Source organism: Nostoc sp. (assembly GCF_036919895.1).
Classification (GTDB): domain Bacteria; phylum Cyanobacteriota; class Cyanobacteriia; order Cyanobacteriales; family Nostocaceae; genus Nostoc.
Map to the genome: position 1 here is coordinate 64,099 of NZ_JBALBW010000125.1, position 12,826 is coordinate 76,924.

Annotated in this window: 10 protein-coding genes and 1 pseudogene; 5 read left to right on the plus strand and 6 right to left on the minus strand. The window is 41.7% G+C overall.

What is annotated here, in order from left to right; genetic code table 11:
* Positions 1-11 precede the first annotated feature (11 nt).
* From V7K55_RS24960 to V7K55_RS24970, 3 genes are all read left to right on the plus strand, one after another.
* Positions 12-1,403 carry an MFS transporter gene (locus V7K55_RS24960; protein ID WP_334835627.1) on the plus strand — a complete coding sequence of 464 codons (1,392 nt, stop codon included), beginning with the start codon at positions 12-14 and terminating at the stop codon, positions 1,401-1,403.
* A 148-nt stretch (positions 1,404-1,551) separates the two neighbouring features.
* A complete protein-coding gene (locus V7K55_RS24965) occupies positions 1,552-3,570 on the plus strand; it encodes an ABC transporter ATP-binding protein/permease (RefSeq protein ID WP_334835629.1) in 2,019 nt (672 codons plus the stop codon).
* Between the two features lie 503 nt (positions 3,571-4,073).
* Positions 4,074-5,702, plus strand: coding sequence for an NAD(P)H-quinone oxidoreductase subunit 4 (locus V7K55_RS24970; RefSeq protein ID WP_334835631.1), 1,629 nt, complete (start codon positions 4,074-4,076; stop codon positions 5,700-5,702).
* Here the strand turns inward: V7K55_RS24970 and V7K55_RS24975 are convergent.
* The 4 genes and pseudogenes from V7K55_RS24975 to V7K55_RS24990 form a co-directional block, all read right to left on the minus strand.
* Positions 5,691-5,873 (minus strand): annotated as a pseudogene (locus tag V7K55_RS24975) (NIL domain-containing protein); the annotation flags it as partial. The gene V7K55_RS24970 and the pseudogene V7K55_RS24975 sit on opposite strands and share 12 nt — an antisense overlap.
* A gap of 73 nt (positions 5,874-5,946) precedes the next feature.
* Positions 5,947-6,822, minus strand: coding sequence for a sulfate ABC transporter permease subunit CysW (cysW, locus tag V7K55_RS24980; RefSeq protein WP_334835633.1), 876 nt, complete (start codon positions 6,820-6,822; stop codon positions 5,947-5,949).
* Positions 6,809-7,666 carry a sulfate ABC transporter permease subunit CysT gene (gene cysT / locus V7K55_RS24985; RefSeq protein WP_334835695.1) on the minus strand — a complete coding sequence of 286 codons (858 nt, stop codon included), beginning with the start codon at positions 7,664-7,666 and terminating at the stop codon, positions 6,809-6,811. The genes cysW and cysT overlap by 14 nt, the downstream gene beginning before the upstream one ends.
* 207 nt (positions 7,667-7,873) lie before the next feature.
* A complete protein-coding gene (locus tag V7K55_RS24990) occupies positions 7,874-9,046 on the minus strand; it encodes a sulfate ABC transporter substrate-binding protein (RefSeq protein WP_334835635.1) in 1,173 nt (390 codons plus the stop codon).
* Between the two features lie 248 nt (positions 9,047-9,294).
* Between V7K55_RS24990 and V7K55_RS24995 the strand changes: the two genes are divergently transcribed.
* A complete protein-coding gene (locus V7K55_RS24995) occupies positions 9,295-9,987 on the plus strand; it encodes a gamma-glutamylcyclotransferase (protein WP_334835636.1) in 693 nt (230 codons plus the stop codon).
* Here V7K55_RS24995 and V7K55_RS25000 read toward each other — a convergent pair.
* Positions 9,984-10,763 carry a class II glutamine amidotransferase gene (locus tag V7K55_RS25000; RefSeq protein WP_334835638.1) on the minus strand — a complete coding sequence of 260 codons (780 nt, stop codon included), beginning with the start codon at positions 10,761-10,763 and terminating at the stop codon, positions 9,984-9,986. The two genes, V7K55_RS24995 and V7K55_RS25000, sit on opposite strands and share 4 nt — an antisense overlap.
* A 165-nt stretch (positions 10,764-10,928) precedes the next feature.
* Entirely contained in the window at positions 10,929-11,447 is a 519-nt protein-coding gene (gene purE / locus V7K55_RS25005; protein ID WP_094341479.1) for a 5-(carboxyamino)imidazole ribonucleotide mutase, read from the minus strand.
* A 137-nt stretch (positions 11,448-11,584) separates the two neighbouring features.
* Between purE and nagA the strand changes: the two genes are divergently transcribed.
* Positions 11,585-12,805, plus strand: coding sequence for an N-acetylglucosamine-6-phosphate deacetylase (gene nagA / locus V7K55_RS25010; protein ID WP_334835640.1), 1,221 nt, complete (start codon positions 11,585-11,587; stop codon positions 12,803-12,805).
* Positions 12,806-12,826: the final 21 nt, after the last annotated feature.

The window sequence follows — 12,826 nt, forward strand, 5'->3', positions numbered from 1 at the left end:
AGGAGTTTATCGTGTTAGCAAGTATAGAAAAAAACCCACTGACTATTTTCCGTGAGATGAAACTGTTTATCATTGTTTGGGTGGGACAGCTGATTGCATGTATTGGTAGCAGCATCACCGCATTTGCTTTGGATGTTTGGGTTTATGAACAGACCGGTTCTGTCACCCAATTTGCTCTTATTACCCTTTCCAATACTTTACCTCTGATCTTACTTGCACCTGTAGCTGGGTTATTAGTGGATCGGTGGGATCGGAGATGGACAATGATTCTCAGCGATTTATTTGCAACTTTAGCAATAGTGGCGATCGGTGCTTTATTTATCATCGGTAGATTGGAAGTGTGGCATATTTACTTAGCTAATACCTTCGGTGCTATCTTCATGGCTTTTCAGATACCCGCTTTCATCGCTTCCATAACCCTATTAGTACCAAAACAGCACCTTGGTCGTGCTAATGGAATGCTGAGTTTCATGAACGGTACAGCGCGGCTTGTCGCACCACCTTTAGGAGGTATCTTGTTAGGGATGATTTCTCTGCAAGGGATTATTGTGCTGCATTTAACTACCGTATTTTTGAGTATTATTCTTTTGTTGCTGCTTCAGTTTCCTAAATCCAGCACTCCTGCTGTTGCAATTGAGGAAAGTTCTTTTCTCAAAGAAACAACTTATGGATTAACCTATTTATTGGCTCGACCAGGACTACTAGGAGTGTTAATCATTTCAGCTTATAGCCTTTTTCTTGTAGGATGTGTTCAGGTTATCACTATACCTCTGGTGTTATCTTTTGCTCCCGTAACAGTTTTAGGGACTATTCTTTCGCTCTTTGGCGTTGCTATTTTAGCAGGGGGTTTACTGATTGGTATCTGGGGAGGTCTAGAGCGTAATATGAATACGATATATAGCTGTATGTTGCTCACAGGTGTGTTTCTTATTGTTGCCGGCTTGCAAGCTTCTATTTTTGTCTTCATTGTCGGCATCTTCTTATTCTTTTTGATCCGACCAATAATTGCTAGTTCAACACAAGCTATTTTTCAGTCGAAAGTAGAACCATTAGTGCAGGGTAGAGTTTTTTCTATTAAAGGAGCGATCGAAGCTGTAGGTTTACCTCTAGGCTATATTACGATAGGGCCTTTGGCAGAAAAGGTGTTTGAACCCTTAATGGCTACTGATGGTTTATTAGCGGGTAGTATCGGACAAATTATTCGTGTCGGTACAGGTCGTGGTATGGGGCTTCTGTGCATCATCATAGGAATTTTGACTATTTCAGCAACTTGTATTAGCTACTTCTACCCTCGCCTACGACTTGTGGAAGATGAACTACCTGATGTGATTGATGAAGTTGCGTTGGCTAGTCCCACCGCAGGTATCGCAGCTATATCGACCTCAGCTTTGCCGAAGGTCTGAGAGGATGTCTTACTCAAAGCAAACTAGGCTTGGATGATTTCTAAAAAAGCAATAGCTAAAAAGCTTATCCAACAATATTTTCCGGCTATATTTACCTTGACTTCAGTGATACAGTAATAGAAAATTTTCGACGTAATTATTATAAAATATGCAAGCCCAAGTTCTTCGCAATCAAACCTTAAAAGATACTACTTCTCCATTGTTGGCTTTTAATAAATTTTGGGAGAATGTTAGAGCGATCGCCGGGCCTTATTGGTATCCAACAGAGCCAGGAGACAGAGCATTTTCAGACGTGATTCGCGCATGGGGAATGCTCATTCTCTTGATCTTATTAATAATCGCACTCGTGGGCGTAGCTGCCTTCAATACCTTCATTAGTAACTATTTAGTCAATGTCATCATTGAAGAGAAAGATATTACTAAGTTTACTAAAATATTGTCAATTTACGGCGTTAGCCTGATCTGCGTAACCTTCTTGGTAGGATTTTCTAAGTTTGTCAGAAAAAAAGTTGCTCTTGATTGGTACAAATGGCTAAATAATCGCACACTATCAAAATATTTGAGTAATCGTGCTTATTATAGAATCAACTTTAAATCTGATATTGATAACCCAGATCAACGGATATCTCAAGAAATTGAACCCATTACCAGTAATGCTCTAACTTTTTCAGCTACTTTCTTAGAAAAAGTTCTGGAAATGACGGCTTTTTTAGTAATTGTTTGGTCAATTTCCCAACAGATCGCTATTGTTATGCTTGTTTATACAGTCATAGGAAATTTGATTGCTATTTACTTAACTCAGGAATTGAATAAGATTAATCAAGAGGAACTTGAACTTAAAGCTGAATATAATTATTCCCTAACTCATGTTCGTAATCACGCTGAATCGATAGCTTTTTTTCAAGGAGAAAACCAAGAATCAAATATAATTCAGCGCCGATTCAGTAATCTCCTAAAAAATATTGAACGCAAGATTAATTGGGAGAGAGGTAAGGAAATTTTTAACAGGGGATATCAGGCTATTATCCAAATATTTCCGTTTCTAGTACTTGGGCCATTATATATTAATGGTGAAATTGATTTCGGACAAGTTGGCCAAGCCAGTTTAGCTACTGGTTTGTTTGCTAACGCTATGGCAGAATTAATCAATGAATTTGGAACTTCTGGGCGATTTTCGAGTTACGTTGAGCGTTTATCTGACTTTTCAGATGCTTTAGAAGAAGTAACTAAGCAACCCGAAAATATCAGTACTATTAAAACAATAGAAGAAAACCATCTTGCTTTTGAAAATGTCACCTTACAAACGCCCAACTATGAACAGGTGATTGTTGAAGATTTATCGTTGTCTGTTCAACCAGGAGAAGGTTTATTGATTGTCGGCCCTAGTGGTCGAGGTAAAAGTTCTCTATTGAGAGCGATCGCTGGTTTGTGGAATGCGGGAACTGGTCGTTTAGTGCGACCTCCTTTAGAAGAAGTCTTATTTTTGCCTCAACGCCCATATATAATTTTGGGAACTTTGCGCGAACAGTTACTCTACCCTAATACAAATCGTCAAATGACCGACGCAGAACTCAAAGAAGTTTTGCAACAAGTCAACCTGCAAAACTTACTTAGTCGAGTCGATGGCTTTGATACAGAAGTTCCCTGGGAGAATATATTATCGATAGGAGAACAACAACGCCTAGCTTTTGCACGCCTGTTAGTTACTCATCCTAGCTTTACTATATTAGATGAAGCAACGAGTGCTTTAGATTTGGAAAATGAAGGAAGGTTATATCAACAGTTACAAGAGACAAAAACAACATTTATCAGTGTTGGGCATCGAGAAAGCCTGTTTAATTATCATCAATGGGTTTTGGAACTGTCACAAGATTCTAGTTGGCGACTTGTGACCGTGCAGGATTATCGGACTCAAAAAGCAATTGTTACTATTCCTTACACAAATCCTCAAATAAAAATAGATGATTCGTCTCAAGATAAATCTCTAATTCAATCAGAAACAAGCATAGTCGAAGGGTTGTCTCATAAAGAAATGAACGAATTAACCGACTATTCCGTTACTACTATTAGAAGTAAGGCAAGCAAAGGGGAAACTATCACTAATAGAGACGGCATTACCTATCGCTATGATAAAAATACTAAGGTATTGAAATGGGTAAGAGTTTAGAACTGATTTGTAAAGAAAATCTAAAAAGAACTAAATCTGCCTTGACTAAAGTTATAGGCTAAATCGAGTGTAGTGATTTTGTTGTCGATGAGCCATCTACCTACGATTGAAAAACCGCATCGGAAACCTTAATATCGTTTTGCTTGCTATATTGCCATAGCTGAATTTCAGGCATTTTTGAGCAATTGGTGTATTTCCCTTACTCTGCATAGGTTTGAGGATTGTTTCTACCTCAAAAATGTTCTATATAATGTAACGAGATTGTAATGGTGGCTTTAGCTAGCATTTTTTATTGACGTTGCAAAAGTTTACATTTAAAATGGAAACGGAAAAAATCGATAAGTATTTATTCTTATTTATTCTGAAAATATGACATTTCATGAGTATATGTTCTTATCGATATTAAAAATTTAATCTTTTAAAGATAAGCAATATTTACAAAAGTAAAAATTACTTAATATAATGTAACTAAAAGCGAAAAGGCAGATTGATTGTCAGAAGTGATGAATGCTATTGAATTTCCCTGGCTAACAGCCATAATCCTCTTACCCTTGGTGGCTGCCTTAGCCATCCCCCTGATCCCAGACAAAGAAGGTAGAACTGTGCGGTGGTATGGTCTGGGAGTTGCGATCGCCGACTTTGCACTGATGATTTGTGCTTTTTGGTATAAGTACGACTTTCAGAGTTCAACACTCCAACTTGTAGAAAACTATCCTTGGATACCGCAGTTAGGTTTGCATTGGGCTGTGGGGGTTGATGGTTTATCGATGCCCTTACTGCTTCTAACAGGCTTAATAAATACCCTCGCAATCTTCGCGGCTTGGAAAGTTACTACCAAGCCGCGATTATTTTATGGTTTGATGCTAGCGATGTACAGCGCCCAACTTGGCGTATTCGTCGCCCAGGATTTGTTATTGTTCTTCTTAATGTGGGAAATCGAGTTAGTGCCGGTTTACCTGCTGATTTGCATCTGGGGAGGACAAAATCGCCGTTATGCAGCTACTAAATTCATTCTTTACACCGCCGCCGCATCAATATTTATCTTGATTGCCGGTTTTGCAATGGCATTCTCTGGAGATACCGTCACCTTCGACATGGCGACTCTCGGAATGAAAGAATACCCCAAAACCTTGGAATTGTTGGTTTATGCAGGTTTCTTGATTGCCTTTGGTGTGAAGTTACCGATTTTCCCCTTACATACTTGGCTACCTGATGCCCACGGTGAAGCATCAGCACCCGGTTCGATGATTTTGGCTGGTGTGTTATTAAAAATGGGTGGTTATGCACTCATCCGCTTCAATGTGGAAATGTTGCCCAATGCCCATGTAACTTTTGCCCCAGTGCTGGCAATTCTAGGTGTGGTTAACATTGTCTACGGTGCTTGCTGTGCCTTCGCTCAAACCAATCTGAAACGGCGCTTGGCTTACTCTTCAATTGCCCACATGGGGTTTGTGCTGATTGGGATTGCCTCTTACACAGAACTAGGTATCAGTGGTGCAGTGCTACAGATGGTTTCCCACGGCTTGATTGCTGCTAGCTTATTCTTCCTGTCTGGCGTAACATACGATCGCACCCACACCTTGATGATGGATAAAATGGGTGGCATGGCCAAGGTAATGCCTAAAACCTTTGCTCTGTTTACCATTGGTTCAATGGCTTCTCTCGCCTTACCCGGAATGAGTGGTTTTGTGGGTGAGTTGATGGTATTTCTCGGTATCGCCACCAGTGATGTTTACAGTTCCAGCTTCAAAATTGTAGTTGTGCTGCTGTCAGCAGTGGGCGTGATTTTGACACCGATTTATTTACTATCGATGCTGCGTCAAGTATTCTACGGTGAGCAAAATCAAGAGTTACACTTGGATGCTGTAATATCTGATGTTAAACCCCGCGAAATATTTATTACCGCTTGTTTGTTGCTGCCAATCATCGGAATTGGTTTCTATCCCAAATTAGCAACGCAGACTTATGATGTGAAGGCAGTGGAATTAGCCGCCCATGCTCGTCAAGTTTTACCAGTTGTTGCTCATCAGCAACCATCAAGTTTGTACTCGCGGATTTTTACAGCACCAACATTAGCTACTTCTGAAGTTGAAAGTTCAATTAACATTCTGAGTAAATTAACTTCCTTGTAGTTCAAGATAAAACCAACCATCACCGACAGCATTGGCTCCCAGAATGGCTGCTGTGATATTCACAGTCAGATTGTAGTCAGACACCAGGCGAGAAATCACAGGTTCCTGGTGATAGTCTTTAGGAATTCTGAGTCGAATCCGTTTATTGGTAAGTGTATTGTCGCTAGACATGATTTTCACTATCAAGAGGATTGGACATTGGGGACAAAGGAGCAAGGGGAAATAACCAATGTCCCATATCTAATTATTCAACATCTTTAATGCTGGTTTTGCGTTCTAAAATCTCTTTCAGCACTAAGGTTACTACTGCTAGCAACGCTAACAGTACAGCCGCAGAGAAAGCAGCTTCGGTTTCATACTGTTTGTAAGCATCTTCTACAAACAGTGGTAAGCTCTGGGTTTGGTCACCAATGTTGCCGGATACCACCGAAACCGCCCCGAATTCACCCATTGCTCTGGCGTTGGTCAAAATTAAACCGTAGAGTAAGCCCCAACGGATGCTAGGTAAGGTGACGCGCCAAAATATCTGCCAATCTTTTGCACCTAGAGTTCTTGCAGCTTCTTCTTGATCTTTACCAAATTCCTCTAAAACGGGAATCACTTCCCGCGCTACAAAGGGCATACTCACGAAGGCTGTAGCCAGCACCATACCTGGAAAGGCAAAGACGATCTTGATATCATGGGCTTGCAGCCAAGGGCCAAACCATCCATTGCGTCCGTAAAGTAGCACAATCATCAATCCTGCAACTACGGGTGAGATGGAAAAAGGCAGGTCAATAATGCTTAAAACTAGGGCGCGTCCGGGAAATTTATGACGAGCTATCGCCCAAGCTGCACATAGCCCAAATACTGTATTTAAAGGTAGAGAAATCACAGCTAATAATAGCGTTAACCAAGCTGCATGGAGAAAAGCTGGCCGCGTCAGGTTGGATAGAAACGGCCCAGTTCCCTTGCTGAAAGCTTGGACAAAAACGTTGATTGCCGGGATGTATTGAACCAGGGCTAAATAAGCGATCGCTATCCCAATTAAAACTATTGGCACCCAACTCTTCTGCTCTTTCGGCTTGGCTGTATGTGTATCAGATGCAGATGAATGAAAACTTGGCTTATCTAGTGTCATATCGCCTTGCCCATGCTTGTAAGAAATTAATTGCCAATAGCAATACCAACGAAATTGATAATAAAACTATGCCAATTACTGTTGCACCAGAATAGTCATATTGCTCTAATCGCTGGAAAATCAGCACAGGTGCGATTAAATCTTTATAGGGTGTATTAGAAGAGATAATTACAGTTGACCCATATTCCCCAACAGCACGGGAGAAACCCAAGGCAACACCAGTTAAAATCGTCGGAAATAAAGGTGGCAAAATTACTTTCCAGAAGGTCTGCCATTGAGAAGCACCCAGACACCAAGCAGCTTCTTCAATTTCATGTTCCATTTCCTGAAGTACGGGTTGCACAGTTCTCACAATAAAAGGTAGTGAGATAAATATCATTGCTACCGCTACTCCCGTGCGGGTAAAAGATACCTTAATTCCCAGTGGTGCTAGTAACGAACCTATCCAGCCATTATCGCTGTAAACTGTTGCCAATGTTAAACCTGCTACCGAAGTTGGTAGTGCAAAGGGTAAATCTACTGTGGCATCAATCAAGCGTTTTAAGGGAAAGTCGTAACGAACTAGAACCCAAGCAATTAGAGTTCCAAATACGCCATTGAGCAAGGCAGCAAAGATTGCTGTAAAAAAAGTTACATTGTATGTTGCTAAAGCGATATCACTGGTTGCGATCGCCCAAAATCTCGCTGGAGGTTCCGTACTTGCTTTCAAGAACATGGCAGCTATGGGGATAAACAACATCACCGTCAGGTATCCAATGGTGATTCGCCAAGTCCAAGGAACCCGCCCCAATTTCTTCCAGAATGGCGTTTTGCGTTCAACTTCTAGAGAAGGAGATACACTCATCATAATTAAACACTTAAAATTGAAATTTCACAAAAAGTTTTGGTATTGCCGATTGCGGAATGAAAAATAGTTTTGCGTAATTTAAAAATCCTTGTAGAAACGCAAAATGTTGCGTCTCTATATCTAGATTCATACCTCGATTCAGCAATACCGAAGTTTTTTGTCAGTAGTCGGTCTTTTGTTCCCCGACCATTAACAAATGACAAATTACTTTTTCTTGGCTTGAATCCGATCAAAAATAGCTCCGTCTGCGAAGAACTTCTTATTGATTCCATCCCAACCCCCGAAGTCTGCAACTGTACCCAGAGTTTTCACCTTGGGAAATTTGTCTCCAACTTCCTTACTTAGGGTCAAAGTATCATCTACTGGTCGGAATCCCAATTTTGCAAACTCCTGTTGAGCCTCTGGAGTATACAAATATTTGACAAAACCTTCGGCAACTTCCCGCGTACCGTGCTTATCTACATTTTTGTCTACCACTGCGATCGGATTATCAATGGAGATATTCACATCAGGGATGATCGCAGTCAACTTTTCACCTTTTTGTTCTGCCAAGATAATCTCATTTTCATAGTTAATCAGGGCATCACCTTGACCCTGCTTGAAAAATGCCTCAGTAGCTTCACGAGCATCTCTGGTTAACAAAGGCACATTTCCGTAGACTTTGGTAACAAACTCAGTCGCTTTAGCATCATCTCCACCAGTTTTAATCACTGAATTCCAAAGGGCTAAGAAATTCCAGCGAGCAACTCCTGATGTTTTCGGATCGGCAGTAATTAGTTTTATACCATCTTTGGATAAATCTTCCCAGGTCTTGATGTTTTTAGGATTGCCTGGACGTGTAACTAATGCTGCCACTGATTTTGAAACAATACCATTGTTGGGAACTTCCTTTTCCCATCCTGGCTGAATCAATCCAGCCTTCTCAATATTTGAGGTGTCTCCAGCTAGCGCCAAGTGGACGACATCTGCTTCCAAACCATCGATAACGGCGCGAGTTTGGGAACCAGAGCCGCCATAGCTTTGCTTGAAGACGACAGTTTGGTTATGGTCTTTCTTCCACTGTTCTACAAATTTAGGAATAATTGCTTCGTGAGCCGCTTTCGTAACCGCAAAGGAAACCAGAGTTAGTTCAACATTATCTTTGCTTGCAGCCACAGGAGTAGCATTAGGGGTTTCAGAGGAAGAATTACTCCCAGTTCCTCCACCAGAACAGGCGGTAAGCGCCACACTCAATACAGTCCCTACCAAAAAGATTGATCCAAAGCCTTTGAGCGAATTTAGTCTGAACCGATATGTTATGTGTTCAGCGTAGATGCGTAGCAGCTTGTCGTAAGACATCGCTTGTAATCTTTTCAGTGGGCGTTGCCACAAACTCATTCTATTTCCTCCCCTAAATCTACACTTACTAGATCGCAATACAGTATATTACTGTATTATGGTACTAGATTTTTGCAAGTATCTGGTTACAAATACACACAAACCTCATATTCTCTATCGAGAATATGGTGATTTTATCAGTTCTATGGATAATTACAATACCTGAGTTTAAAATATTAAATTGTGATTAGAATGAGCTAGCTAAATATCAAGCAACTTGCTATTAAATAACTAAAATAATCTGCATTATGTCACTTAGTCGTAGCGACCTCGAAGCCGGAAACGAACAGACAAGACTATTAGAAGCATCACACTCTGGAATCAAGCTAACTACACTCAGTGAAGATGAGTTACAGCGATCGCTTCAGGAAACCCTACAACAGCAACCAGCAAATTCTGATATCTGGATATTTGCCTACGGTTCGCTAATTTGGAATCCCTTAATCGCATACATTGAGCGCCGTCCTGGGATTATTTATGGTTGGCATCGGCGCTTCTGTACATGGATGATCCTTGGTCGGGGGACTCCAGAGAATCCCGGATTACTCTTAGGACTCGATCGCGGCGGTAGTTGTCGTGGCGTTATTTATCGAATTGCTGCTGCCGATGTGCCAAAAGAATTACTGCTAATTTGGCAACGGGAGATGATAGCTGGTGTTTACCTTGCTCGTTGGGTAAGGGTTTTTGATGGGACAGAGGAATTCAAAGCGATCGCCTTTGTTGCCAATCGTCAACATCCCAGGTACGCCGATCGCATACCATTAACAACCACTGTAAATAGTATTGCCACTGCATCGGGAAAATTGGGTTCCTGTGCTGATTATCTAATGAGAACTGTCGATGGATTGATGGCAGAAGGCATTAAAGATAAAAAATTGCTCTTATTACGCAAACAAGTGCTAGCAAAGCAACAAGCGCTTTTAGTTAGTAGCGGTTCTTAACTAAGGGGATATTTCAGAGGTAATCCGTCCTGAAAAACTAGTAATTCTCCCGGTTGGATTTGTGTCCAAAATTCATTGTCAGTCAGGGGTGTGGTGGCAATGACAGCGACGCGATCGTGCTCAGTAGTCACCTCCCGAAAATCTACAGTCATGTCTTGATCGATCAAGTGAGCAGCTGCAAAGGGCGCTTGGCGGACAATGTAGCTTAGTTTGGTTGAGCAATAAGCAAAAAAGTGTTCTCCATCTGATAGTAAGTAATTAAATATACCAAATTTTGCAATTACAGCAGTAATTTCTTGCAGCACTGAGTAGAGTTCCTTGATATCAGGCTCACCTTTAGGAAAGCGCGATCGCAATGTTTCTAGGATCGTGCAGAATGCTTTTTCGCTATCGGTGTCACCTACGGCTTGATAAAAGCCTAAATTTTCGGGATGAAAATTGGGCAAATTACCGTTGTGGGCAAATACCCAATACTTACCCCACAATTCTCTGCGGAAAGGATGGCAGTTTTCTAGGGTAACTTCACCCTGAGTAGCTTTACGGATATGGGCGATGACATGGGTTGAGTGGATAGGATAACTCCGCACTAGCTCCGCGACCGGAGAAGCAACAGAAGGTTGGGCATCTAAAAACATCCGACATCCCTTTCCTTCAAAGAAAGCAATGCCCCAACCATCGCTATGATGATCTGTTCTTCCTCCCCGTGCAGAAAACCCTTCAAAAGAAAAGCAAATATCTGTTGGAACATTGCAATTCATTCCGAGCAATTGACACATGGATGTTGTAGCTCTCAATTTTTGACTAAGTTCTCAGAATCAAGATACTTCACAATGCTGTATTGATTCTGGAGCGATCGCTTCAATCTTAAAATTTAATTGGGAATTGGGCGTGGGGGAAAAACTTGCTGCTTCTCTGCTCCACCGTTCTGCTGTTAAGATTTATTAAAACATTTGCTGTAAATATTGCTCATAGCCTAGTTGTTCTAGTTTGGCTTGTTTTGCAATTACTGATTCACATAGGGTTTGGCGATATTGTTGCACTCTTTCTAGCAATTCTGGTTGCTGAGTTGCGAGGATTTGTACTGCTAAAAGTCCAGCATTTTTGGCATTACCGATCGCCACTGTTGCCACAGGAATACCCCCAGGCATTTGTAAAATAGAATACAAAGAATCCACACCTTGTAAATTCCGGGTGGGTATAGGAACACCGATGACAGGAAGTGGAGTTAAAGACGCTACCATTCCCGGCAGATGGGCAGCACCACCGGCACCGGCAATAATTACCTTAATGCCTCGTTGGTGGGCAAGTTGGGCATATTGCACCATTCGTTCTGGGGTACGATGAGCAGAAACGATCGCTACTTCGTTTTCAACGCCAAATTCGTCACAAACTGCGATCGCGTCTTTCATGGTGGGCAAATCAGAATCGCTGCCCATGATAATACCAACTAGGGGAGTCATAATAATTAAAAATTTAAAATTTAAAATTCAAAATTACTTGAGCTAGCTTATGGAAGCTAGGTTATGCCGATTTATCATCTCATTGATTGATGTTGATTGCATCTAAAATCAGATTTATCTTTCTTCTCGTCAGTGTGATGACCCAAGCAATACAAAATCCTGTAGATATTATCAATGCTAGAGTGCCTGGTTACAAAGATTTGCAGATGCTCTTGGTTAACCAAGAGGGCATAATTGAGCAAATCTTGCCGATGGGTACAGTAGAAGCCCGCAGCCGCGCATCTATAATAAATGTTGCTGGCGACTGGATTTCATTGGGTGGCGTTGATTTGCAAATTAACGGTGCTTTGGGTTTGGCATTTCCTGATTTGACGGCTGAAAATTCTCACAAGCTTCAGAAAATCTCACAATTTTTGTGGGATGTCGGGGTAGATGGATTTTTACCAACACTTGTGACAACTTCAGTCGAAAATATTCAGCGATCGCTTGCGATTATTGCTGAAGTTATCCCCAATCAACCAGCAGGTGCCAAGATTCTGGGAGTACACCTAGAAGGGCCATTTTTGAATTTCCAAAAGCGCGGCGCACACCCAGCAGAGTATCTCTTACCCTTGACGATGGATCGGGTAAAGCGGGTTTTGGGTGATTATGCCCATGTCGTGAAAGTCATCACCTTAGCACCAGAGTTAGATTTCACTGGCGAAGTAATTCCATATTTGCGTTCTCTGGGGATTATTGTCAGTTTAGGGCATTCTCAGGCAACATCTGACCAAGCCCAACGTGCCTTCGAGGAGGGTGCAACGATGGTAACTCATGCTTTCAATGCCATGCCAGCATTACATCACCGCGAACCAGGATTATTAGGGGCAGCAATTATCGATCCTGATGTGATGTGTGGTTTTATTGCTGATGGCGAACACGTTTCGCCCACGATGCTGCAAATTTTACTTCGCGCTAGCTATCAGGAAAAAGGGCTGTTCCTCGTCAGCGATGCCCTTTCTCCTCTGGGGCTACCCGATGGCGTGTATCCTTGGGATAGTCGGGAAATTGAAGTTAAAAACGGTACGGCACGACTAGCCGATGGCACTTTGTCGGGGACGACTTTACCCTTGTTGGTGGGAGTGCAAAATTTGGTGAAGTGGGGAATTTGTGATGTAGAAAGTGCGATCGCTTTAGCTACTAATGCACCGAGAAAAGCGATTGGTTTACCAGGAATTATTAAGAGTCAATCCGCTAACTTGTTACGCTGGCATTGGCATGAGACTACAAAAGAATTAACTTGGCAACGTGCGATCGCAGCAGTTGCGATCGTGAAGCCAGAACCAGAAAATTTATCTGTTCCTCTAAACTCCATATAGGATTACTATTTGATTTTTGAA